We start from the raw sequence: 23,649 nt of genomic DNA, 5'->3' as shown, positions 1-23,649 counted from the left end.
CCCTCTAGGCGGGATACGGGGTGACTGCTATATGCGCAGCCCATGAGCACACAGAACCGTACGTTACTTGACCATATCCGCAACTTTTCCATCGTGGCGCATATCGACCACGGGAAATCGACGCTGGCCGACCGCCTGATCCAGACCTGCGGCGGTCTGGCCGAACGCGAAATGTCGGAGCAGGTGCTCGACAGCATGGATATCGAGCGTGAGCGCGGCATCACCATCAAGGCTCAGACCGTGCGTCTGCACTACAAGGCCAATGACGGCGACACCTATGTGCTGAACCTGATCGATACGCCCGGCCATGTCGACTTTGCCTATGAAGTCTCGCGCTCGCTCAGCGCCTGCGAGGGCTCGCTTCTGGTGGTGGACGCTTCGCAAGGCGTGGAAGCCCAGACGCTGGCCAATGTCTATCAGGCCATCGACAACAATCACGAACTGGTCACCGTGCTCAACAAGGTGGATCTGCCCGCTGCCGAGCCGGACCGAATCAAGACGCAGATCGAGGAAGTGATCGGCATCGATGCTTCCGAAGCCGTGCTGATTTCGGCTAAGACCGGCCTTGGCATTCCCGATGTGCTGGAAGCCATCGTCCATAAGCTGCCTGCGCCGAAAACCGGCGATGAAAAGGCGCCGCTCAAGGCGCTGCTCGTCGACAGCTGGTACGACACCTATCTCGGCGTCATGGTTCTGGTGCGCGTCATCGACGGCGTTCTGTCCAAAGGCCAGCAGATCCGCATGATGGGCACAGGCGCGAAATACGGTGTCGAGCGCGTCGGCGTGCTGACCCCGAAAATGCTCAATGTGGACAGTCTCGGCCCGGGCGAAATCGGCTTCATCACCGCTTCGATCAAGGAAGTGGCCGATACCCGCGTGGGCGATACGATTACCGATGACAAGCGCCCGACCGACAAGGCGCTGCCCGGCTTCAAGCCGGCCCAGCCGGTGGTGTTCTGCGGTCTCTTCCCGGTTGATGCCGCCGATTTCGAGGATCTGCGCGCTGCCATGGGCAAGCTGCGCCTCAACGATGCGTCTTTCTCCTTTGAAATGGAATCGTCAGCAGCCCTTGGCTTCGGCTTCCGCTGCGGCTTTCTGGGCCTTCTGCATCTGGAAATTATTCAGGAGCGGCTGGAGCGCGAGTTCAATCTCGATCTCGTCGCCACGGCACCTTCCGTCGTCTACCAGATGACGCTGACTGACGGCACGGAAAAGGAACTGCACAATCCCGCCGACATGCCGGACGTGGTCAAGATCGACGAGATCCGCGAACCGTGGATCAAGGCAACGATCATGACGCCGGACGAATATCTCGGCGGCATCCTGAAACTCTGTCAGGACCGGCGCGGCATTCAGACGGAGCTGACCTATGTCGGCAACCGCGCCATGCTGACCTATGAATTGCCGCTCAACGAAGTGGTGTTCGATTTCTACGACCGGCTGAAGTCGATCTCCAAGGGCTATGCCTCCTTCGACTACAACATCATGGATTATCGTGCCGGCGATCTGGTCAAGATGTCGATCCTCGTCAATGGCGATCCGGTCGATGCGCTCTCCATGCTGGTGCACCGCTCGGCAGCGGATCGGCGCGGCCGCGGCATGTGCGAAAAACTGAAGGAACTCATTCCGCCGCACATGTTCCAGATCCCGATCCAGGCCGCCATCGGCGGCAAGGTGATTGCCCGCGAAACGGTGCGGGCCCTGCGCAAGGACGTGACGGCCAAGTGTTATGGTGGCGACGCCACCCGCAAACGCAAGCTTCTGGACAAGCAGAAGGAAGGCAAGAAGCGGATGCGCCAGTTCGGCAAGGTCGAAATCCCGCAGGAAGCCTTCATCGCCGCGCTGAAGATGAACGACGAATAAGCCTGACTGCGGTTCTTCGCCGCAGACAGGCTGCGCCCGCCACGTGACAATCGTCAGACATGCACCGCTATCCTGCTGTTTTGGCAGAGAGGGCCAACTTGCTTTGCCATCACGTTTTTTTGCGCGTCTTGAAAAGTACAAAAGCCGGAACAAATATTTTTCTCAAGCTTTTATAAAGCGGCACGATCTTGCCAAAATCTGAGCTTTAGGCTGGATCGCATACGAAATCTGTCGGGTTCAGGTTGAATCAGGCAGAAGATGAATTGTGTGTTTGCGTTTGTCTTTTCGGGAAAACCGGTTTCCACTTTTCCCTGACAAACTCTTGAGCATTTTCAGGAAAACGGCTTAGCGGTTTTCCGTCCGGAAATGCGTAAGAACAAAGAGTGAGAGCGTCGGGCGAAAAAGTGGTTACCGGGTTTTCGGCACTCCTGACGCGACAAACAAAAGAGCTGGATTATCGTGCGGTTTATCTGAGCCGGTCGATCATCTGGCAATGATAAGGGAGAATACCATGTCGTTACTCTCAAAACTGTCTGCCTTGGCCGCTGTTTCGGCGTTGGCTCTGCCGTTTGCGGCAACCAGCGCAAACGCCTCCAATGTCGAGGTTGGGATGTTGAACTGCGAAATGAGCCCGGGCATCAGCGCCGTGATCGGTTCCAATCGCGAATTGAAGTGCACTTTCAAGCCGACCAATGGCGGCCCTCGTGAATATTATCAGGGCACGCTTTCCAAATTCGGCATCGATCTCGGCTATGTCCAGCGCGGCAATCTTGCCTGGGCCGTTTATGCGCCGAGCAAGCTGATGGAAGGCGCTTTGCAGGGTGACTATGGCGGCACCAGTGCCAATGCCGCTCTCGGCTTCGGCGGTGCGATCAACACGCTGTTCGGCGGCTTCCACGGCTCCGTGGCCTTGCAGCCGATTGCGCTTGAAAGCACGCTTGGTATCAATCTCGGCGCCACCATCACCTCAATGAATCTCGCCTATATCCCGCCGGCAACACCGAAGTCGCTGGACAATGGTCCGCCGCTTGAACCGCACCATCCCTATCATCACGGCAAGCGCCTGCATCATAAATACTGATCGAGATTTAAAAGGCCGGGTTAAACCCGGCCTTTTTCAGTGTGATCTACTGGGGGCGGTTCAGGCTTAGAGCGGTTCAGTGTTTCACGGAAACACCGAAGCTCTCTAACTCTTTGTTTCTTCGTATTTCCGGACGGAAAACCGTTTCACACTTTTCCTGGAACTGCTCTAGTTCATTTGGGATAGCTCATATTTGGAAACTTTGCGCCAGAATCGGTCATTGCGACCATGGCGAAACTCCCTATTCGGCGACGTCGCAAACGTCATGGAAACAGAGGATCGTCTTACCTGTAGGCTAGGCAGGTCAGCACCGACTTGGCAAACAGCATGGGGTCTTCCGCCATCATGAGGTGGCCGACATTTGGAATGTTCACCCGCATGGAACAAGCGCTGTTCGCCCAATCTGGAACATTCCATCCGCCGGCTGAGCGTGCACCGGCAATCAGGTAAACGGGAGTTGACGAGGACATCAGGCTGCGGATACCTGAGAGATAATCGTCGCGACCGGTTGCGGTGACGACCGCTTTTGCCTGCGCCTTGATGGTGGACGCGGGCTGATTGGACAGCCAATGTTTTGCCAGCGCCGAGGTCCACGGAGATATCGGCACTCCGGCGGCGGCAATCCAGGCATCGGGATCGTCCTTGTAGCTTTTGATGATCGAGACGACTTCTGATGCCGGCTTCTCGGCAATCTGTCGGGACCAGAAAGCATCCTTCAGCGTAAAATTGCCTTCTATACTGGTGAAGGAGGCGACGAGCTCGGGGTAAAGTGCGCAGACCAGCGCGGACACCGCGCCGCCAACAGAGTGGCCGCAGAGGTGCACCTTCGTGCCTCCAAGGCGACGGATATACGCCGCGACATGATTTGCCTGATCGTTGAGAGTTAGATTTTCGACATTGCTGTCCTGGTATTGCCCATAGCCGATCAAGTCAGGCACATGGATTTCCCTATCGCCGAAAGCAGATATTATTTTAGAATCGTCTAAGCTTCCAAACAGACCATGCACAAGAACAATCGGAGCATCTGAAAAAGTCATTACTAAAGTCCGTTCATGAGAGGCATTAGGTCATCCCCTCTTCATATACCACTGGCTCCGGCCTTGCCAGCGAGCGTCGCGTACATCTCAACACTTGCAAAATATCTCTCGCACCTGAATTTCAACAGGAATGTAAGTCGTAAAAATCAGAGTTTCTCGGCCGATGCTCTCGGGCCGCTTCGGGCCAGTTGCAGGCTTTTCCAGTTACAGTATTAATTATGCAGCAGTATGATTTCTCCCTCACGCTAAACCGACTCTTACTGCATCATGCGTTTGATGAAACAGAAGATGCAGCAGGGAAGAAACGCCCTGTCAGGCAATCACCGCAGCGGCAATGGCGCTGAGCGCCTCGCAGGCTGTCTTGGGATCGACCCTGATCTGCAAGCCTCTCTGGCCTCCGTTGACATAGATATGCGGCTCATTGAGTGCGGTGATTTCAATGACCGTTGGCACCTGTTTTTTCTGGCCGAAAGGACTGATGCCGCCAACGACATAGCCGGTCAGCTTTTCCGCGGCCTGCGGCTTCATCATGGTGGCGTGTTTGCCGCCAAGGGCCGCAGCCAGTTTCTTCATGCTGACCTCGCAGTCGGACGGAATGACGGCACAGACCGGCTTGCCATCCAGCTCGACCATCAGAGTTTTCAGCACCCGGCGCGGCTCCTCTCCAATGGCTTCCGCTGCCTGCAATCCGATGCGCTCGGCATTGGGATCGTAGGCATATTCATGCAGGCTGAAGGCAAGGCCTGCCTTGGTCAGGGCCTGGGTGGCGCGGGTTGTCTTTGCCATGACCGTGGCTCACTTTGCAAAGAAGGCGGCGTATTGTTCCGGCTTGAAGCCGACCAGCAGGTCACCGTCCCGTTCCAGAACTGGGCGCTTGATCATCGAGGGTTGCGACAGCATCAGGGAAATGGCCTTGTCGCGGTTCAGGTCGGCGCGAGCATCCTCCGATAGTTTGCGGAACGTGGTGCCCGATCGGTTGAGCAGCGTCTCCCATCCGGCCTTGTCGGCCCATGTCTCCAGATGCGGTCTGTCTATTGCTTGCGATTTATAGTCGTGAAAGCTGGAATCCACGCCCGCCGATTCCAGCCAGAGCCGGGCTTTTTTCATCGTGTCACACGCCTTGATGCCGTAAATCGTCACTGCCATGGGATCAGCCTTTTTCGCTTCATCAAACCACCCTATGCTTCAGAAAACGCACATAGGACGCTGTACCATTTCCATGATGCTCTACTGCATAATTCCCTGAATCGGAATCGTTATAAGGAGAAAATTATGCTGACGGAATCGCATCTGCGTTTGATTAGCTGCTCGAGGGTCTCGTAAAACCAGAAGGTCACGCAAGCCGTACCCTCAGGAAATCTCTCCTTTGCATTGCATCGGCATCCGGACGACGTTTATAAGAGACTGACACGCCCATCTTTCCCCTTCCAGCAAAGCCAGTTTCATGCTTGCCATCGTTTTCGACGTTCTGCCGATTTTTCTTTTGATTCTGACGGGATGGGCCGTCGTCAAAATCGGGTTCGTCAAAAGTGAACTCGGCCCGCAATTGGGTGACTTCGTTTTCAAGGTCGCAGTGCCGGTTTTGATGTTCCACACCATCACCACGGCCAATTTCGGCACGGCATCGCCTTTGCGTCTGTGGAGTGCCTATTTCTTCGGGATCCTTATCACGTGGACGATCGGCCATCTGCTGGCCACACGGTTGTTCGGCCGCGACCGGCGGATCGGGGTGCTGGCAGGCGTGTCTTCTTCTTTCGCCAACAATGTCTTTATTGGATTGCCGCTGATCAGCCGGGTTCTCGGCAATGACGGTCTGGTGGCCGTGTCCATTCTGCTGGTGGTGCATTTGCCCTTGATGATGGTGATCGGCACGGTGATGATGGAAAATGCAGAACGGCGGGAAACTGGCGGACATGCCCGTGGTCTCGGTGCTGTCCTGTTGCAGGTCGGCCGCAATCTCCTCACCAATCCGCTGGTCATCGGCCTTCTTCTCGGCCTTGTTGTGCATGAAAGTGGCGTGCCTGTTCCGTCGCCGATTGAAAGCGTGCTCTCCCAGATTTCCGGCATGGCGGGACCTCTGGCGCTCATGTCGCTCGGCATGGCGTTGACGCGCTATCACGTCTCAGGCAATGCCGGTATCGCCATGCTGACCAGCGGCCTGAAACTGTTCTGCCTGCCCGCCTGTGTCTGGGTCGGCTGTCATATCGTTGGTCTTACCGGCACCTGGGCCCAGGCCATGGTGCTGACTGCCTCGGTGCCGACCGGCATCAATGCCTGGCTGATTGCCAACCGTTTCGGTATCGGTCACGAACTGGCGGCATCGACAATCACCCTGACGACAGCCTTTGGCGTCCTGTCTGTTACCTTCTGGGCCTTTCTTCTGGGATTGGGCGGTTGACCGCCTACGCCAGATCGGCCATGCGGCGATAAAGGTTTTCGGCAGGAAAGGCTTCCTCATGCGCCGGTGATGGCAGGGAGAGTGTCTCTGCCGCCAAAGGGGGTGTATCGGCTGCTTCCATTGTCACAATGCTTTGGCCATCCTGCCCGAAGAGATCGACGATGGCATAAACGCCTTCCTCATTTCTGGTGTCGTCTGGTTCACCCTGCGGCGCATCGTCAGGCTGTTGCTGCTGACGATCCTGTTGCTTCTGCCCGCGCTCGTCGTCTTCGTCATCGCCAAGTGCGTCAATGGCATCAATCGTATGGGGCCTGTCCTTGTCGATCTCGTCCTGAACGGCCAGATAGCTCACCACCGGCAAGGGTACGCCCAGCGGCAGAGCGGTCTGCACGATCACAGAGGTATTGGGCTGCTGTGACGCAGCCACGGACAGGACAAGCTGCTGGTTTCTGACCGCAGAGGTCTGTGCAGTAGAACCCTCTTCTGCATATGCGTCTTGCGGCAGCACCGATCCGGTGCTGGAGGAGGGGGAGCGTGCCGGATTGGCCGCATCATGGGCTGTGTCCGTCTGATCCGCCAGACTGTCTGGCTGCGTTATCGTCTCTGGCGTCTGGAAAAACACCTGGCGGAAGAGGGCTGTTTCTGCGGCAGTGTTGTGCTCGGCAGGCTTTAATACATCGACAAGCTGATTGATCGTTGCAGCCGCCGTCATCAGTAATAGGGCCGATTGTGCTTCGAGTGCCCGGTTCTGCTGGTCGTTTTCCTCTATGGCTGCGGATGGTCGATGCGAGAGGGGCTCTGCTCCTTTATCGGTCGCGGGGATCTGCCCATCCTTCGGCTGAGGCGTGACCGCGCCGGGGTTGGCATCCATCCTTGATGTGTGGAGCGCATTCCTGTCGCCGGATACGGTAGATTGCGGTTCTTCAGTCCAACCGATTGGAAGTTGTTGCGAAGGCCCAGACGTTGCCGCCACGGTTGGTCGATTAACGGGTTGGGCGCTGTTTTGCGATGCGGCAGCAAGGCTCTGATGCACGCCGGCAATGGTGGCCTGTTGCGTTGCCGTGGCGGCAGCAAGCGGCACGGCGGTTTCCCCTTGCTGTTGAAGGGGGGCGGCTGGCGCTGCGGCTTGGGCATTTGGGTTGGCCACAGACAGCGGCCATGGCTTTTGTCCATCTATGGACGGCATTGCGGGCTCTGGTGCAGCGTTTGCCAGCGTCGTTGGGCCAATGTTTGCGGTCAAGCTACTGGCAGGGTTTAGGGCAGAAGCATCCTGCAATCTGTTGCTCGCGGAAGGCGCTGTAAGAGCTGGAGTCGTCCCCGAACCTTCCGGCGCGCCGGAGCCGGGCTCAAGGCCCATGGATGGGCTGGCAGAAGAGGCCAGAGTGGCGGGAGAGGGGCCGATGCTCTCCTGTGGAACGCTCGTCGGCGCCGATGGCCGTGACAGTATGACGGCAGCAGATGTTTCAGCGTCGACGGTCGCACCTGCGGGAGAAGCAGCAGGAGACATCTCTCCTGTCGGGGAGAGTGGGGTGCCTTGTCCGCCAAGTTGTGACGTTTTCACCGGTGCGGCATCATTCTGGCTATAGGACAGCACAACCGACTGCGTTTTGAGATCGCCGCGATTGTTGCGCAGAATATCCATGGCGGCCGACAGCAACGCTGCCTCAGGCCCCTCGGGATTGCTCAGGATCTGCAATAGCATATCCAGTTGCAGACCCTTCATCGCATTGGCAAGACTGGTCTGAAGGGCAAGCCTGTCGCCCGGTTTCAGATCGGCCAGAGCGGTGATGAAGCGGGTGGTAAAAGCACTGTCGCTTTCTCCCGGTTGCCGGACAAGGCCAATCGCCGGGCCTGCCAGATCAGCAATGGTGGCGAGATCACTCTGGATACTGCCCCGTCCGTTCAGCATCAGATCGTTGATTCGTCCGGCAATCGCCGAGGCGTTTTCCTGATCCACACGGATCAGGCCATTGACCGGAAACATCGCTGCGGAGCGGGCGTCAGCGCCGCCTGCCTGTCCATCCTGCTGGATCGGAGTAGCGCGCGATTGGGTCTGAACGGGAGGCAGCATGGCGATCCCTCTCAAATGCAGCCTGATGGAGGATAAGGGTTAATGGACACCGCTCATGCGGGCCGGACTGAACACGAGAGCATTTCCCGGAAAAGTGTATAGCGGTTTTCCGTCTGGAAATGCGTAAAAACAGAGAGTTAGAGCATTTCAGTGTTTCCGTGAAACAGTGAAATGCTGGAAGAGATGCGCTGCTAATGCCTGCCGTTGAGGCGCTCTATACCCACACAGGCAAGCGAATCGGCTTAGAGAGAAGAATGAGAGAATAGCGTTAACAAATAGTAAAATCGCAAAAACAACGGTTAATAAAAAAGCCGCCGGAGGGATACTCCGGCGGCCTTGTCCCAAAAGGGTGTCTGGCGATTATTCGCCGGTGCGGTTCTTCAGAGCTGCACCGAGAATGTCGCCGAGCGACGCACCCGAATCGGAGGAACCGAACTGGGCGACGGCTTCCTTCTCTTCTGCGATCTCGAGAGCCTTGATCGACAGCATAACCTTGCGGTCCTTCTTGGAGAAGTTGACGACGCGGGCATCGACAACCTGACCGACCGAGAAGCGCTCAGGACGCTGTTCGTCACGGTCACGCGACAGGTCGGCGCGGCGGATGAAGGTCACGAGGTCTTCGTGGTTCACCAGCTTCACTTCGATGCCGCCATCATTGACGCCAATGATTTCAGCCGAAACGACGGCGTTCTTGCGCAGGTCGCCGGACTGGGCTGCTTCGCCAACGCTATCGCGGCCAAGCTGCTTGATGCCGAGCGAGATACGTTCCTTGTCTACGTCTACATCGAGAACGACAGCCTTGACGACATCGCCCTTGTTGTATTCTTCGATGACCTGCTCGCCCGGACGGTTCCAGTCGAGATCCGACAGGTGAACCATGCCGTCGACATCGCCTTCAAGACCGATGAACAGACCGAATTCGGTCTTGTTCTTGACCTCGCCTTCCACTTCCGTGCCAGCCGGATGGCTGTAGGCAAAGGCCTGCCACGGATTTTCAAGCGTCTGCTTCAGGCCAAGCGAGATACGGCGCTTGGACGGATCGACTTCGAGAACGACCACGTCAACTTCCTGGCTGGTGGACAGGATCTTGCCGGGGTGAACGTTCTTCTTCGTCCAGGACATTTCGGAGATGTGGATCAGGCCTTCAATGCCCGGCTCCAGCTCAACGAATGCACCGTAATCGGTGATGTTGGTCACGGTGCCGGAGATCTTCTTGCCAACCGGGTACTTGGCAGCGATGCCATCCCACGGATCCGACTCGAGCTGCTTCATGCCGAGCGAGATGCGGTGGGTTTCCTGGTTGATGCGGATGATCTGAACCTTGACCGTCTGGCCGATGTTCAGGATTTCCGACGGATGGTTGACGCGGCGCCATGCCATGTCGGTGACGTGCAGCAGGCCGTCAATGCCGCCGAGGTCAACGAACGCACCGTAATCGGTGATGTTCTTGACAACGCCTTCAACAACCTGACCTTCTTCGAGGTTCTGAACGATTTCAGAACGCTGCTCGGCGCGGCTTTCTTCGAGAACCGTACGGCGCGAGACAACGATGTTGCCACGGCGCTTGTCCATCTTGAGGATTTCGAAGGGCTGCGGGTTGTGCATCAGCGGGGTCACGTCGCGGATCGGACGGATATCGACCTGCGAACGCGGCAGGAAGGCAACAGCGCCGTCGAGATCGACCGTGAAGCCACCCTTGACCTGGTTGAAGATAACGCCTTCAACGCGCTCGCCGGCTTCGAACTTGGCTTCGAGCTTGATCCAGCTTTCTTCGCGGCGAGCCTTTTCGCGCGACAGAACGGCTTCGCCGAGAGCGTTTTCGATGCGCTCGACATAAACTTCGACTTCGTCGCCGATCTTCAGCGCGCCATCCTTGGCCCTGGCACCGAATTCCTTCAGCGGAACGCGGCCTTCGACCTTGAGACCAACGTCAACAATGGCGACGTCCTTCTCGATGGCCGTGATGATGCCCTTGGCAACATAGCCTTCGGCCAGATCGGACTTGGCGAAGGACTCTTCCAGCAGGGCCGCGAAATCGTCCCGCGTCGGGGTAGAAACAGACATGATAACTCCTGATGCATCCTTCAAAGGATGCGTGCGCGCCGGTGGGCTGGTGTTGAAACCGGCCGCTTCCTCGTCCGCCCTCTTTGAAGAGAGCAATCCGGCGCAAGGACAAGGTTGCGGCTGATAAGGACAGGGTGTCGAACGCCCGTCCATCTGTCATTTCGTCTTCAAGGCAGCCTCGATCAAGACCTTTGCCGCCTGAAATGCCGCCTCTATACTCATTTCGGACGTATCGATCAAGTGCGCATCGTCTGCTGGTTTCAAAGGACTGTCAGCGCGCCCCATATCGCGCGCATCGCGGCGCCTGACGTCATCCAGTATGGTGGCGTAATCGGCAGCCTGTCCCTTTGCCACCATTTCCTCGTGGCGGCGGCGCGCCCGCACTTCAGCCGTCGCCGTGACATAAAGCTTCACAGTCGCATCCGGGCAGACAACGGTGCCGATGTCGCGCCCATCCAGTACCGTGCCGGGCGCTTTGGCGGCAAAGCGGCGCTGGGTTTCGACCAGAGCGCGGCGCACGGCGGGCATGATCGCCACTTTCGACGCAGCCTCACCAATCGCATGGGCTGACAGGATCTCGCGGTCGAGACCTGTGAGGTCGAGATCCAGCGCCACCTGCTCTGCCACCGCTTCATCATCGAGTGGCAGGCCGCGATCGATGAGCGCCTTGGCGGTGGCGCGGTAGGTGAGGCCGGTATCAAGGTGATGAAAGCCGTATTCCTCGGCAATCCGGCGCGACAGCGTGCCTTTTCCCGCAGCGGCCGGGCCATCGATGGCGATGATGGTATGGGCTGGACTATTCTGTGCCATGATGGGCCTCCCTCCTGCGTCGCCCCATGTCGGGCCAGAGACTGTAACCGGAATTGGCCCGACGCTCTAACACAGGCCCGCCCTGCGGTCATCCCCGGGCTGCTGCCGCATGCGCAGCCTGTTCCGTGCGCAGAAATAAGCGTGTGGAATGCCTGTTCATGCCGTGAAAGGCGCATTTTCAGTTTGCCTTTGACAGAAACCGCCATAACGATTAAGGCCAGCGTCTTGAATTATCCCGGACAATACCCGGATTTGGCGTATGCCCCTAATCTTCACGTGCTCATGAGGCTTTGACAGTGGCGAAGGCAGAACTTGGAACCAAACGCACTTGCCCCGACACGGGCAAGAAATTCTACGATCTGAACAAGGATCCGATCGTGTCGCCCTATACGGGCAAATCCTGGCCGCTCTCTTATTTTGAAGAGACCTCCGTTGCTTCGATCATGGAGAAGGCCGAAGAAGAGGATGTGGCGGAAGTCGATACCGAAAACACCGATATCGAAATGGTCTCCCTCGAAGATGCCGATGAGGCCGCAGGCGGAGACGACATTCCCGATATGGGCGACGACGATGTCGAAATCGATGACGATGACGACACCTTCCTTGAAGCGGATGACGATGATGAGGACGACGACATGTCCGGTATCATTGGCGTGACCGGCGACGAAGACGAAGTCTGATCGTTTGCATGCATCGTTCAAAAGGCCGTGCCGGATTGGTGCGGCCTTTTCTTTTTGTTCATTTTCAAGGCTTTGTCTTGTTTTTGCGCTTCTGGACGTCAAAAAAATGTCATGACCGGCATTTTCCCCCTTGTCACGGCGCAAGCCGCACAGTAATAAGCCGCCACACCGACGGAAGCAGCGCTTCCAAGGTTCCCGGGCCGGGTCAGCCGGCATCCTGATGGGGCTATAGCTCAGCTGGGAGAGCGCTTGCATGGCATGCAAGAGGTCAGCGGTTCGATCCCGCTTAGCTCCACCAAATCATTCAAATGTCATAATTGTCTTTCACCGGCTGAATGCGTTCATTTGGTGTGAAGAGAATCCCCATGTTTCTGCTTGGAAAACTGCTTTGGCTGCTGGCGCAGCCCCTGTCTCTCACCTTTCTTCTTGGCCTTTTCGGACTGATTGTCAGCCTGACCCGGTTCCGTCGCATCGGTTTTGCCGCCACGACGCTGGGATTGCTGATCCTGTTCGTCACGCTGTATACCACGGCAGGCACTGTGGCCCTGCAGAGCCTTGAAGCGCGCTTTCCCAAGCCGGGCCATGATCCACAGGCTGTCTCCTGTATGATTGTTCTCGGTGGGGCTTTTTCCTCCGACATCAACACGGCACGAAAGGGCTATGAAATGAACGAGGCGGCAGACCGCTATGTCGAAGCTCTGCGTCTGGCGTTGAAATTTCCCGGCGCGAAAATTCTGGTCTCGGGCGGCGATGGCTCGTTCAACGGGGATTATGACGGCGATGCCGTGACCGCCCGACGTTTTTTCACCGCCTTCGGTCTGGCACCGGAGCGGCTGGTTCTGGACAAAACCTCGCGAAACACTGAGGAAAACATCGAAAACAGCAAAAGCCTGCTGGAAAAGAACAATCTCCAGGACTGCCTTCTGATCACGTCTGCCTTTCACATGCCCCGCGCCATGGGGCTGATGCGCCAACAGGATATCAGCGTTCTTCCCTGGCCGACAGATTACCGCACAACAGGCAAGACAAGGCTTGGCCTCGATTTCACCCAACCCACGCTGAATGCAAGGAACACGGCAACGGCATTGCGTGAATGGCTGGGTCTTCTGGCCTATCGGGTTGCGGGGCGCATATCGACGGTCTTTCCCGCGCCGGAACCGGCCGGGACGGTAGGCACGTCTACTTCTTGAACAGCGTCACAAACATCACGCCGCGCACCCTGACTGTCATTTCACAAGGCTTGTCATCGGTGCGGTCGCAGTAATGCGGCGCCATTTTCAGCACGAAAACCATGTTGCCGTAGCGCTTGATGAAGTCGTAGCCAAAAATCCGCGCAGTGGCGATCAGCAGATAACCGCCCTCCTGCACCTGAACATAGAAATTATACGGGCAGCCTTCATTGTTGCAGTCGGGACCATGCTTGCCATCGCAGGTCAAGCCACCCTCGTTGACCACCGCATCCATGAGGCCGTCATTATTGATATCGAGACGCGTGACGTAATTGGGGTCGAAGGAGGCCGTCTGGCAGACCTTGCGGAAATGATCCTTTTCAAAAATCTCCGGATCCGACACGAGCTGTTGCTGGGCAAGCGCCATGCTGCCTGAAAAAACATAGAGCAGGCTCAGGAAAAGTCTCAGAGCAAATTTCATGACCGGCCCCTCTCATTGTACGTGCATTGTCAAAGCAAAAATGGCCACTATTGCCTTGATCCGTTCATGCTGCGCGCGTCTTCTAAAACACAGGATGCTACGGGTTTTTAACGCTACAGGGTTAATAAGTCTCAAACGCAGGATTGTGCGAAAGCCGATCCTGCCCGTTGCCGCAAGGAACCCGAATGTCGCTTCTGATCTATCTAGACTATGCCGGTGTGGCTCTGTTTGCCGCCACGGGGGCGCTGTCAGCCTCGCGCAAACAGCTCGATATCATCGGCTTTCTGTTTCTGGCCACCATCACCGGCACGGGCGGCGGCACACTGAGGGACATTGTTCTGGGCCGTTTGCCGGTGTTCTGGGTTCTCAATCCGCTTTATATCGTCATCTGTTGTGCCATCGGTGTTCTGGTGTTTTTCACCGCACCTCTGATCGAATCGCGCTATCGGCTGTTGATTTGGCTCGATGCCATCGGCCTTTCCGCCTATTGCGTCATGGGGGCAGCCAAAGGTCTTGCGGCGACCGGTTCCGTCACCATTGCCATTGTCACTGGCACGATGACTGCAACATTGGGCGGTGTCCTGCGTGATCTTGTCGCCAATGAGCCGTCCGTACTGCTCAGGCCGGAAATCTATATCACAGCGGCACTCATCGGCGCTTCGATCTTCACGCTGGCTACGACTTTCGGTTTGTCCCTGTCCCTGGCGTCAGCAGGTGGGACGATGGCTGCTTTTCTCGTGCGTGGTGGCGCCATTTACTATGGCTGGACATTTCCGACCCGTGGCCACAAGCCTGGACGCGACCCCAAAGATCTCCTGAACTAAAGCATGTTGCGTCTTATCAGCCTGATGCAACGTGCTTTCAGTCTTTGATGCGTCGCATGGACGGCATCGTTTCATTGAGGACAATGAAACATGATATGATTTACAGCGTTCAGTGAAACACTCTGACTCTCTGTTTTCAGGCAAGTCCAGAGGCGCAACGGTGTCAGATTTTTGCTGGAATTGGTCTAAGGGCAGGTTGAAACAGGTGGAGATGTCTTGGAAACGGACAGGGAAGATCAGCTACGCTTGTGGCGTAATCTGACAACGACATCGACATGGGCGATTTCCATTCCGTCCGGCGGTTCCGGCAGATTGTCGATGATGATATTGCTGACCGGAATATCCAGCACCTCATTGTCTCCCTCGACAAAGAAGTGGTGATGATCCGACACATTGGTGTCGAAATAGGTCTTGTTGCTTTCAACCGCCAGAACCCGGATCATGCCAGCTTCGGTGAACTGATGCAGGGTGTTGTAGACGGTGGCAAGCGAAACGGGCACATTGGCGGCCACCGCCTCTTCGTGAAGTTCCTCAACGGTCAAATGCCGGTCACCCTTGGCAAAAAGCAGGCTTGCCAAAGCAATGCGCTGACGCGTGGGCCTGAGGCCCGAGTGCCGCAATTTTGCTTCCACACTGTCCGAGGCTTTCGCCTTCATCGGAACCTTCTCCTGCCTTGCAAACCTTAGAACCTTTAAAAATGACATATACCCGTTGCGATCGGCAGTTTCAATAGCGTCCCGGTTGGTAAAATCTGGCAAAAGCGCAGTATGACAACGCGATTTGCAGATTTTTTCTCTGGCCGATCATAAGCTCTTCCTGTATGCGACGGGGCAAGAGCGACTGGGAAAAGCCGATAACGACCGATTAAAGATCGGGATTGCACTGGTATCGGCTTCAATTCGTCGCCATGTTGATTTAAGTCTCCTGAGCGTGCGACCGAGGGAGGAAATGGAAAGCCACATGGTAGAAAGACAATCGAGCTACAATTACGAAGAGATTCTTTCCTGCGGACGGGGTGAATTATTCGGCCCCGGCAATGCGCAATTGCCGCTGCCGCCCATGCTGATGTTCAATCGCATCACGGAGATTTCCGAAACCGGTGGTCCGCACGACAAGGGTTATATCCGCGCCGAATTCGACATTACCCCGGATCTCTGGTTCTTCCCCTGCCATTTTCAGGGCGATCCTGTCATGCCGGGCTGCCTCGGTCTTGACGCCATGTGGCAGCTGACCGGCTTTTATCTGGGCTGGTTGGGCGAACCCGGCAAGGGCCGCGCCATTTCGACCGGCGAAGTGAAGTTTACCGGCATGGTGACGCCGCAAACGAAGCTTGTCGAATATGGCATCGATTTCAAGCGTGTCATGCGGGGACGGCTCGTGCTGGGCATTGCCGATGGCTGGATGAAGGCTGACGGCGAAACCATCTACAAGGCCAGCGATCTTCGCGTCGGTCTTTTTCAGGAAAAAGCAGGCTGAGCGCCTGCCTATGATGCAAACAGAAGGTGCTTTCATGAGACGGGTCGTCGTTACAGGCTTGGGCATTGTCTCCTCCATCGGCTCCGATGCGGCGGAAGTGACCGCGTCGTTGCGTGACGCCAGGTCTGGCATTTCCTTTTCTCCCGATTTTGCCGAGCACGGGTTTAAATGTCAGGTCTGGGGCCGGCCCTCTCTCAATCCCACCGACCTGGTGGATCGCCGCGCCATGCGTTTCCTGTCCGAAGGCGGTGCCTGGAACCATGTGGCGATGAAGCAGGCCATCGCCGATTCCGGTCTTGAGGAAAAGGATTATAGCGCCAATCCTCGCGCTGGTATCATTATGGGGTCGGGCGGTGCATCGACCAAGCAGATCGTCGAAGCTGCCGATATCGTTCGCCAGAACAACAGTCCGAAGCGCATCGGCCCCTTTGCTGTGCCAAAGGCCATGTCGTCTACGGCCTCTGCAACCCTTGCCACCTGGTTCAAGATTCACGGCGTCAATTATTCGATTTCCTCGGCCTGCTCCACCTCGGCACATTGCATCGGCAATGCCGCCGAAATGATCCAGTGGGGCAAGCAGGACATCATGTTTGCCGGTGGCCATGAGGATCTGGACTGGACCATGTCCGATCTCTTCGACGCCATGGGCGCCATGTCGACCAAATATAACGATGTTCCGGCTACCGCCTCGCGCGCCTATGACAAGAACCGTGACGGTTTCGTCATTGCCGGGGGTGCCGGCGTTCTGGTTCTTGAAGAATTGGAACACGCCAAAGCACGCGGTGCGAAAATCTATGCCGAACTGACCGGTTACGGCGCCACCTCCGATGGCTACGACATGGTGGCCCCCTCCGGTGAAGGCGCTATGCGCTGCATGCGTCAGGCGCTTGCGACGGTTCAGGGCGAGGTGGATTACATCAATACCCACGGCACCTCGACGCCGGTTGGCGACAGCAAGGAAATTGCCGCCATCCGTGAGGTGTTCGGCGACAAGATCCCGGCGATCCAATCGACCAAGTCGCTGACCGGCCATTCGCTTGGTGCTGCCGGGGTGCAGGAATCGATCTATGGCCTCCTGATGATGCAGGCGGGCTTTATTGGTGAAAGTGCCCATATCAGCGAACTCGATCCGGAATTCGACGGCGTGCCGATCGTGCGCCAGCGGATCGACAACGCCAAGATCGACACTGTGCTTTCCAACTCCTTCGGATTTGGCGGAACCAACGCCACGCTGGTCTTCCAGCGCTATAACGGATGACATCCATGATCGCTTCGATGCAAGGCAAACGCGGACTCATCATGGGTGTCGCAAACAGTCATTCTATTGCCTGGGGCATTTCCCAGGCACTGGCCGCCGCCGGGGCCGAGCTTGCGTTTACCTATCAGGGCGATGCGCTGGGCAAGCGGGTCAAGCCGCTGGCGACCGAACTTGGTTCCGATTTCGTGCTTCCCTGCGATGTGGAGAATATCGCCTCCGTTGATGGCGTCATCGATGCGCTTCGCGAACGCTGGGGCACGCTGGATTTTGTCGTTCACGCCATCGGCTTTTCCGACAAGAATGAGCTGAAAGGGCTTTATGCCAACACCACGCGGGAGAATTTCACCCGTACCATGGTGATTTCCTGCTTTTCCTTCACGGAGATCACCAAAAGAGCCGTAGAGCTGATGCCGGACGGCGGGTCGCTGTTGACGCTGACCTATGGCGGCTCGATGCGCGTTATTCCGAACTACAATGTCATGGGTGTGGCCAAGGCCGCCCTTGAAGCATCGATGCGCTATCTTGCTGCCGATTATGGTCCGCGCGGCATTCGCGTCAACGCCATCTCGGCCGGTCCGGTGCGCACATTGGCCGGGGCAGGGATTTCCGACGCCCGTGCCATTCTCAACTGGAACCAGAAGAATGCACCGCTTCGCCGCACGCCGACCATTGAGGATATCGGCGGTTCGGCGCTTTATCTGTTGTCCGATCTCTCGGCCGGCGTGACAGGCGAAGTGCATTATGTCGATGGCGGCTACAACATCACCTCGCTGCCGACACTCGATGTGCTGCGCAACGCCGATGCGGATTGATTGCCGTCATTGCGCCTGAAACAGCTTGTTAACACCGGTCCGAAAGGGCCGGTGTTTTTTTGAGCCTTGTCCCGAGCAAAGTGTGAAACGGTTTTCAGTCCGGAAGTACGGAATAACAAAGACTGAGAGCGCCGATCTCATATAATCAGACTAAAAAGCGCTCTAAAACAGACTGCCCTGATCGGGCGCTTTGGCACCCTTGCGCGGAGCCGCGCCTTTCTGACTTTTCACCGCAGCAGATGCCGGATCCGCGTTGCCGGTGACGGCATCAATCCGGCCATCGGCAAATTCGATGGCGACGGACTGACCATCGTTCAATGCCCCCGCCCGCGATACCGGGCGGTTGTCTTCATCGCGGATGACGGCATAACCGCGTTTCAGCACGTTTTTATAGGATAGCGACAGAAGCATCCGCTCCTGCGCCGCAAGAGCCGTTCCGCGTCGGGCACATTCATGTTTCATGGCGCTGTCGGCGCGATGGGTAAGATTGCCCAGCCGGTCGGCGGAGCGTTCGATCTGCGCCTTCAGCCGGGAGGGCACCGCCGTCAGCGTCGCATCGAAGCGACCGAGACGGGATTTCTGCCGCTCGACCAGCCGCTCGATGATCCGTTCCGCCAGGGCCGAGCGTTCGCTGACCCGCTGACGGCGTTCAGACAGGCGACGTTGCAGGGTCTCGGGCGAAAGCTTTGCTGCGGCTCGCTCGAAACTGCGGCGTTTCATCATTGTGTTCAGTTCCAGCCCGCGGCCAAGACCGCTGGCTGCCTCGTCAAACCGGCGTCGTGGCAGGGCCATGAGCTGATCGAGCGAGGGCAGCGCCCGGGCGAGCGCCTTGAGCGACTGGCGGCGATGGTCCATCTGCCGGTTGACCGCGCCGGAAAGCCGTGCGGCAAGGCTGGCAAGTTCAGCCTCCAGCTCTGCGCGGACCGGAACGGCGATTTCGGCGGCCCCGGTCGGCGTCGGGGCCCGCACATCGGCGACATAGTCGATCAGTGTCCAGTCCGTCTCGTGGCCGACGGCAGAAATCAGCGGAATGGTGCTGGCGGCTGCAGCGCGCACAACGGCCTCGTCATTGAAGCTCCACAGATCCTCAAGACTGCCGCCGCCGCGCGCCACGATCAGCACATCGGGTCGGGCGATATCGCCTGCCTCCTCCAGCGCATTGAATCCGGCAATGGCGCGCGCCACCTCATCTCCCGAGCCTTCTCCCTGCACCTTGACCGGCCAGAGGACGACCTGAACGGGGAAGCGGTCGGAAATGCGGTGCAGAATATCGCGGATCACCGCGCCGGTTGGCGAGGTGATGACGCCGATGACCTTCGGCAGAAAGGGCAGCTTCTTCTTGCGCGCCGGATCGAACAGGCCTTCGGCAGCAAAACGGCGCTTGCGCTCCTCGATCAGTGCCATCAGCGCGCCAGCGCCAGCCGGTTCCAGCTGTTCGATGACGATCTGGTATTTCGACGAGCCGGGGAAGGTGGTGATTTTGCCGGTGGCGATCACCTCCATGCCTTCTTCGGGGCGGTATTTCAGCTTGGAAAAGGTGCCTTTCCAGATGACGGCATCGATGCGCGCCCGGTCATCCTTCAGGGAGAAGTAGGCGTGGCCGGAGGAATGCGGTCCACGATAACCGGATATTTCACCGCGCACCCGCACATGATCAAAGGCCGTCTCGATCGTACGCTTGATCGAACCGGACAGTTCCGACACCGAAAACTCGGTGAGATTGGAGGGCGAATCGTCATTGAACAGTGAGGCCATGGCTCTCTTTTACAAAGAAGCGGGCAAAAACGCATCCCGGAAAGCGGGGATTCGATGAAAATCATTGCGACGGCTGGGTCTGATAAAAGGCAATCGTTAACCCTGCTTCGCTAAATTGACGCCATTGTAACGCTGCGTACGACAGGATTGATCAATGGTGTTCCTGCTTGCCATGGGGCTTGGCATTGCCACTGCCGCCACACGAAATATTCTGGCGATTGTGCTGGTGGCCATCCTGTTGTTCATCATGGGGCTGGTGCTGTTTTTCGGCCCTTTCGGTCTCAATGCCATCGATTTTCTCATGATGCTGATCGGCTATAATGTCGGCCTGATCGATTGCCTCATGCTGGTGGTCCTGACCACCCGCCGCCCGCTGCTATAAGCAGAAGGGCTTTTCCGGCAAATCCCTTCTGTCATTTGCACCCTTGGCCCACGGATTTCCGTGTCACGGTTTTTCTGTTTCAGGTTGGACGCGGTAAAGGATGAGCCCGCTTTGCGGCGATGGGGGCAGGGGAGTGAGGAAATCCGGGACGTCTCCCTTGTCGAGCATGGCGTAGAGACCATCCGGCTTGGTCCGCATCAGCAGTTTCGTTTCCAGATCATTGGCGCAGAAGGCAAGAATGCCGACCTTTGCTCCCGCCAGAAAGGCGTGTGCATCCTTTGGCGTGGCAAGGCCGATATGCAACTGGGTGAGCAGGCCTGCCTGATCGCGATGATAGGGCGCGGCCAGCACACGGTGATGGGTAAAGCGCAGAATGGCCGTTCCAAGACCGGAGGGCGCTGACACTGTGGTTGCGGGCAGATCGGCCAGTTCCTGTAGGTCAGCCTGCGTATCGCAGCCGTGACGGGCGGTTTTGCCATGGCTGCCAGTCGGCAAGGTTTTGTCGCTGGGTAGTCGCTCTGCCACGCTGGACGGCCCGTCGATGAGCAGGACGCTGCACACAGACCAGAGGGCAGGCACCGACGCCAGCAAGGTCAGGGCATAGGCAAGATTATAGCTTGGGCTGCTGCGCTTTTGATGGGTAATGGCATGTCTGAGGTCGGCAGCCAGCAGGGCAAGCGGCGGAATGGCCAGCAGATTGGAAAAAGTGGAACCACGCACCTGGATCACTGTGATCGCATAGCTCACGCCCACGAGAAGGAGATATGTCAGATGGGCAATGGGGCGATCGCGGCGGAGAAGCCGGATGGCCGAGACCAGAATGGCAAGAAGACCCACGGCATAATAGCCGCCCAGTTCGTCGGGCGATGTTTTGGCGACCATGAGAAAGGAACGCGCTTCGTTAATGTGATCGAGCCAGAGGGTGACCAGCATGGGATCGAGATTGGCAAGCGGATTGCCGAGACATTGCGGTGCAATCTCATGGGCCGTGATGAAGATTGTGGCCGCAAGCGCTGACAGAAGCGCAAGACGGATAATCCGTAAACTCCGGCTGGCAAACAGTGCCAGAGCGAAGAGCAATCCGCCGCCCATGGCCGAGAGGCTGTAAAAGCCGAAGGAGAGGTTGTCGCAGGTGACCACGCCATAGCGCGCAGGCGGGACCGTGGCGACGAAAAAGCCGGTCACGCAGAGCGCCAGACTGAGGGAAAATCCCAGCACGCGGCCGCGCATGGCCACGCCGCTCCAGCCCCATTGCAGGGCGACGATGGCGCAGGCGACCGCGACAATGGGCGTCGTTTCCGCGCCGATGGCAAGGGCAAGGGCTGCGGCAAAACCGGCCCATGCATAGATGCGCCAACCTTCACCGCTGCTGAGCGCCAGCGCCAGAAATGCCATCAGCGGCACCTGCACATTATCGTGATCGATGGCGCCGGGCAGAAACTTGTTGGAGGTGATGAGATAAAGGGCGGTCAATCCAAGGGCGATATGCATGGCGGCGCGCCCGCCAAGACGCGCACCGGTGCTTCCCATGATGGCCAGCACGGGCAGCGTTGTCATCAATGGCCAGACCGTGAGCGCCATCGCTTCGGCCTTCAGAGGTGGCAGCCAGAGGCCAAAAAGCCGGATCAGGGCGGCAATCGGCAGATCGATCAGCCGCGACCAGTGCATCAGTGTTCCGGGTTCAAGACCAAGACGGTACTGCATCAGGTCGAACCAGCCCTGACCGGTCAGAAAATCGCGCACCTCGACCAGACGCATGACATCGTCATTGTCCGAGCCGACATAATCCCGGCTATGGGGCAAGGTCATCGCTGCGATCACCAGAATGGTGACGCATCCATAAAACAGGACCACGAAGGGCGACATTCTGAAGGGTGTGCGAACGGAAAGTGTGGTGTTGTCGTCGGCAGAACGCATGAGATGTGAGGCTTTGGCTGAAGGCGCCGAGGATCGGCCCCATGAAAATTTTCTGGCGGTCGGAAACCTAGCCTTAACCTTCTCAAGAAATAGTAAAGCCCGGTGGTCATGGGGGTCTCCCAGGTCTGCCCGATGATCCTTTTGTTTTGAGTTTTGTGTTCATGGGCCAGACAGATTTTGCCGGCGTGGCCGTTCTTCTTCCCTGCTATAATGAGGCTGCGACTATCGGTGAGGTGGTTGAGCGTTTCCGTGCGGCTTTGCCGGGCGCATCCATTCACGTTTATGACAACAATTCCACCGATGGCACGGCGTTGAAAGCCATGTTGGCGGGCGCGCATGTGTTTCGCGAGCGTCGTCAGGGCAAAGGCCATGTGGTGCGCCGTATGTTTGCCGAAATCGATGCCGATATCTATGTCATGGCGGATGGCGATGGCACATATGCGGCAAAGGATGCTGAAGAATTGATCCGGGTTCTGGTGAGCGAAAGAGCCGATATGGTGGTGGGCACGCGCCGCGGCGTGCTGAAAGATGCCGGTCGTCAGGGCCATGCCGTCGGTAATCGTCTGTTCAACCGGCTCTATCGGTTTCTGTTCGGGCCGGGCTTTAGCGATATATTTTCTGGCTATCGCGCCTTTTCCCACCGTTTCGTCAAGAGCTTTCCTGCCGTATCTGGCGGGTTTGAAATCGAAACGGAAATGTCGGTTCATGCATCACGGTTGAAGCTGCCGGTGGCGGAACTGGAACTGGATTATGGCCGTCGCCCGGAAGGGTCGCATTCCAAACTCTCCACCCTGCGGGACGGGGCGAAAATTCTCTGGATGTTTGCCATGCTGACAAAAGAGACACGGCCTTTCGCCTTTTTCGGCGCGCTCGCCACCGGCTGTCTCGGTGCAAGCCTGTTTTTCATGACCCCGGTGTTGATCCGCTATTTCGAGACCGGTCTGGTGCTGCGATTGCCCACCTGGGTTCTGGCGGTCGCGCTGCTGATGATGAGCCTGCTTCTGTTGACGGCGGGGCTCATTCTCGATTCTCTCTCGCGTGCGCGTGCCGACCAGCTTCGTCTGCATTATCTCTCACTTGACGGCAGAAAGCCTGCGCTCGACTGGGGGCAAGAGGATGAGCAACCAGTCAAACCTCAATCCGGCATTGCCGACGCCGCATGAAAAAACTCTTTCGCTTCGCCTGTGTCGGTTCCTTCGGCTTCGTCATTGACGTCAGCCTGTTTTTTCTGCTGCTGCATCATACCGGTGTCGGTCCTTTTGCTGCGCGCGGACTGGCCATTGCTGCAGCAACGATGATTGCCTGGCTGCTCAATCGCCGCTTCACATTCGGTGCATCGAAACGGGCGATCGTGGTGGAAGGATTTCGCTATGGATCGGTCGGATCCATTGCCGCCCTGGTCAATTTCGGCCTCTATTCCGGCCTGCTTCTGGCCATGCCGGCGCTTAATCCCTATGCAGCCCTGATCATCGCCTCACTGTCGGCCACAGCGCTGAGCTATATCGGCTATGGCCGCTTTGTTTTCCGATAAACGGATCGAGATCGCTTCCGCCCCGACAGGTCTGCATGAA

The 23,649-nt window shown here is 57.5% G+C and carries 22 protein-coding genes and 1 tRNA gene; 13 read left to right on the top strand and 10 right to left on the bottom strand.

Translation table 11 applies throughout. The annotated features are described in order from the left end of the window. The first annotated feature begins 42 nt into the window (after positions 1-42). Complete coding sequence (lepA, locus tag NAC44_RS05275) at positions 43-1,863, top strand: translation elongation factor 4 (protein ID WP_250938575.1); 1,821 nt, start codon at positions 43-45, stop codon at positions 1,861-1,863. A 511-nt stretch (positions 1,864-2,374) separates the two neighbouring features. Further along, positions 2,375-2,944 carry a DUF992 domain-containing protein gene (locus NAC44_RS05270; RefSeq protein WP_250938573.1) on the top strand — a complete coding sequence of 190 codons (570 nt, stop codon included), beginning with the start codon at positions 2,375-2,377 and terminating at the stop codon, positions 2,942-2,944. Positions 2,945-3,228: 284 nt separating this feature from the next. Here the strand turns inward: NAC44_RS05270 and NAC44_RS05265 are convergent, their stop codons facing one another. The 3 genes from NAC44_RS05265 to NAC44_RS05255 form a co-directional block, all read right to left on the bottom strand. Then, positions 3,229-3,981, bottom strand: coding sequence for an alpha/beta fold hydrolase (locus NAC44_RS05265; protein WP_250938571.1), 753 nt, complete (start codon positions 3,979-3,981; stop codon positions 3,229-3,231). 312 nt (positions 3,982-4,293) lie between these two features. Beyond that, entirely contained in the window at positions 4,294-4,767 is a 474-nt protein-coding gene (gene ybaK / locus NAC44_RS05260; protein WP_250938569.1) for a Cys-tRNA(Pro) deacylase, read from the bottom strand. 9 nt (positions 4,768-4,776) lie between these two features. After that, positions 4,777-5,127 (bottom strand): ArsC family reductase, encoded by a 351-nt coding sequence (locus tag NAC44_RS05255; protein WP_250938567.1) that lies wholly within the window; start codon positions 5,125-5,127, stop codon positions 4,777-4,779. 298 nt (positions 5,128-5,425) lie between these two features. On the opposite strand from NAC44_RS05255, the gene NAC44_RS05250 reads away from it, so the two are divergent. Further along, positions 5,426-6,379: an AEC family transporter gene (locus NAC44_RS05250; RefSeq protein WP_250938565.1), complete on the top strand. Its 954-nt coding sequence runs from the start codon at positions 5,426-5,428 to the stop codon at positions 6,377-6,379. A 4-nt stretch (positions 6,380-6,383) separates the two neighbouring features. On the opposite strand, the gene NAC44_RS05245 is transcribed toward NAC44_RS05250, so the two are convergent. The 3 genes from NAC44_RS05245 to cmk form a co-directional block, all read right to left on the bottom strand. Then, positions 6,384-8,450 carry a hypothetical protein gene (locus tag NAC44_RS05245; protein WP_250938563.1) on the bottom strand — a complete coding sequence of 689 codons (2,067 nt, stop codon included), beginning with the start codon at positions 8,448-8,450 and terminating at the stop codon, positions 6,384-6,386. A gap of 360 nt (positions 8,451-8,810) precedes the next feature. Continuing rightward, positions 8,811-10,514, bottom strand: coding sequence for a 30S ribosomal protein S1 (gene rpsA / locus NAC44_RS05240; RefSeq protein ID WP_250938561.1), 1,704 nt, complete (start codon positions 10,512-10,514; stop codon positions 8,811-8,813). A gap of 156 nt (positions 10,515-10,670) precedes the next feature. Then, the gene (gene cmk / locus NAC44_RS05235) at positions 10,671-11,324 is read right to left on the bottom strand and encodes a (d)CMP kinase (protein ID WP_250938559.1); all 654 of its coding nucleotides are present in this window, start codon (positions 11,322-11,324) and stop codon (positions 10,671-10,673) included. 296 nt (positions 11,325-11,620) lie between these two features. On the opposite strand from cmk, the gene NAC44_RS05230 reads away from it, so the two are divergent. From NAC44_RS05230 to NAC44_RS05220, 3 genes are all read left to right on the top strand, one after another. Continuing rightward, entirely contained in the window at positions 11,621-12,004 is a 384-nt protein-coding gene (locus tag NAC44_RS05230) for a TIGR02300 family protein (RefSeq protein WP_250938557.1), read from the top strand. A 222-nt stretch (positions 12,005-12,226) separates the two neighbouring features. Continuing rightward, positions 12,227-12,302, top strand: a tRNA-Ala gene (locus NAC44_RS05225). 67 nt (positions 12,303-12,369) lie between these two features. Continuing rightward, positions 12,370-13,194 carry a YdcF family protein gene (locus tag NAC44_RS05220; protein ID WP_250938556.1) on the top strand — a complete coding sequence of 275 codons (825 nt, stop codon included), beginning with the start codon at positions 12,370-12,372 and terminating at the stop codon, positions 13,192-13,194. Here the strand turns inward: NAC44_RS05220 and NAC44_RS05215 are convergent. Continuing rightward, the gene (locus tag NAC44_RS05215) at positions 13,184-13,654 is read right to left on the bottom strand and encodes a hypothetical protein (protein WP_250938554.1); all 471 of its coding nucleotides are present in this window, start codon (positions 13,652-13,654) and stop codon (positions 13,184-13,186) included. The genes NAC44_RS05220 and NAC44_RS05215 overlap by 11 nt on opposite strands. Positions 13,655-13,839: 185 nt before the next feature. On the opposite strand from NAC44_RS05215, the gene NAC44_RS05210 reads away from it, so the two are divergent. After that, positions 13,840-14,478: a trimeric intracellular cation channel family protein gene (locus NAC44_RS05210; protein ID WP_250938552.1), complete on the top strand. Its 639-nt coding sequence runs from the start codon at positions 13,840-13,842 to the stop codon at positions 14,476-14,478. A 236-nt stretch (positions 14,479-14,714) separates the two neighbouring features. Here the strand turns inward: NAC44_RS05210 and irrA are convergent, their stop codons facing one another. After that, positions 14,715-15,134, bottom strand: coding sequence for an iron response transcriptional regulator IrrA (gene irrA, locus NAC44_RS05205; RefSeq protein WP_250938550.1), 420 nt, complete (start codon positions 15,132-15,134; stop codon positions 14,715-14,717). A 304-nt stretch (positions 15,135-15,438) separates the two neighbouring features. Between irrA and fabA the strand changes: the two genes are divergently transcribed. The 3 genes from fabA to fabI are packed head-to-tail and all read left to right on the top strand — an operon-like array spanning position 15,439 to position 18,024. Further along, positions 15,439-15,954: a 3-hydroxyacyl-[acyl-carrier-protein] dehydratase FabA gene (gene fabA, locus NAC44_RS05200; protein WP_250938548.1), complete on the top strand. Its 516-nt coding sequence runs from the start codon at positions 15,439-15,441 to the stop codon at positions 15,952-15,954. A 34-nt stretch (positions 15,955-15,988) separates the two neighbouring features. Continuing rightward, the gene (gene fabB / locus NAC44_RS05195; protein ID WP_250938546.1) at positions 15,989-17,212 is read left to right on the top strand and encodes a beta-ketoacyl-ACP synthase I; all 1,224 of its coding nucleotides are present in this window, start codon (positions 15,989-15,991) and stop codon (positions 17,210-17,212) included. Positions 17,213-17,217: 5 nt separating this feature from the next. Beyond that, positions 17,218-18,024 carry an enoyl-ACP reductase FabI gene (fabI, locus tag NAC44_RS05190; RefSeq protein ID WP_250938544.1) on the top strand — a complete coding sequence of 269 codons (807 nt, stop codon included), beginning with the start codon at positions 17,218-17,220 and terminating at the stop codon, positions 18,022-18,024. A gap of 162 nt (positions 18,025-18,186) precedes the next feature. Here fabI and xseA read toward each other — a convergent pair whose 3' ends face one another. Further along, the gene (gene xseA / locus NAC44_RS05185; RefSeq protein ID WP_250938542.1) at positions 18,187-19,779 is read right to left on the bottom strand and encodes an exodeoxyribonuclease VII large subunit; all 1,593 of its coding nucleotides are present in this window, start codon (positions 19,777-19,779) and stop codon (positions 18,187-18,189) included. A 154-nt stretch (positions 19,780-19,933) separates the two neighbouring features. Here xseA and NAC44_RS05180 point away from each other — a divergent pair, with 154 nt between their 5' ends. After that, positions 19,934-20,161 carry a hypothetical protein gene (locus tag NAC44_RS05180; protein WP_250938540.1) on the top strand — a complete coding sequence of 76 codons (228 nt, stop codon included), beginning with the start codon at positions 19,934-19,936 and terminating at the stop codon, positions 20,159-20,161. 63 nt (positions 20,162-20,224) lie between these two features. On the opposite strand, the gene NAC44_RS05175 is transcribed toward NAC44_RS05180, so the two are convergent. After that, complete coding sequence (locus tag NAC44_RS05175) at positions 20,225-22,078, bottom strand: hypothetical protein (protein WP_250938539.1); 1,854 nt, start codon at positions 22,076-22,078, stop codon at positions 20,225-20,227. A gap of 155 nt (positions 22,079-22,233) precedes the next feature. On the opposite strand from NAC44_RS05175, the gene NAC44_RS05170 reads away from it, so the two are divergent. Both NAC44_RS05170 and NAC44_RS05165 read left to right on the top strand, forming a co-directional pair. Further along, on the top strand, positions 22,234-23,241 hold the full coding sequence (locus tag NAC44_RS05170) for a glycosyltransferase (protein WP_420839883.1): 1,008 nt from the start codon (positions 22,234-22,236) through the stop codon (positions 23,239-23,241). Continuing rightward, entirely contained in the window at positions 23,238-23,609 is a 372-nt protein-coding gene (locus NAC44_RS05165) for a GtrA family protein (RefSeq protein WP_250938536.1), read from the top strand. The genes NAC44_RS05170 and NAC44_RS05165 overlap by 4 nt, the downstream gene beginning before the upstream one ends. The last annotated feature ends 40 nt before the right edge of the window (positions 23,610-23,649 follow it).

The sequence above is a fragment of the Allorhizobium sonneratiae genome, from assembly GCF_023700755.1.
Classification (GTDB): Bacteria; Pseudomonadota; Alphaproteobacteria; order Rhizobiales; family Rhizobiaceae; genus Allorhizobium; species Allorhizobium sonneratiae.
This window is presented reverse-complemented; position numbering and strand designations above follow the sequence as displayed.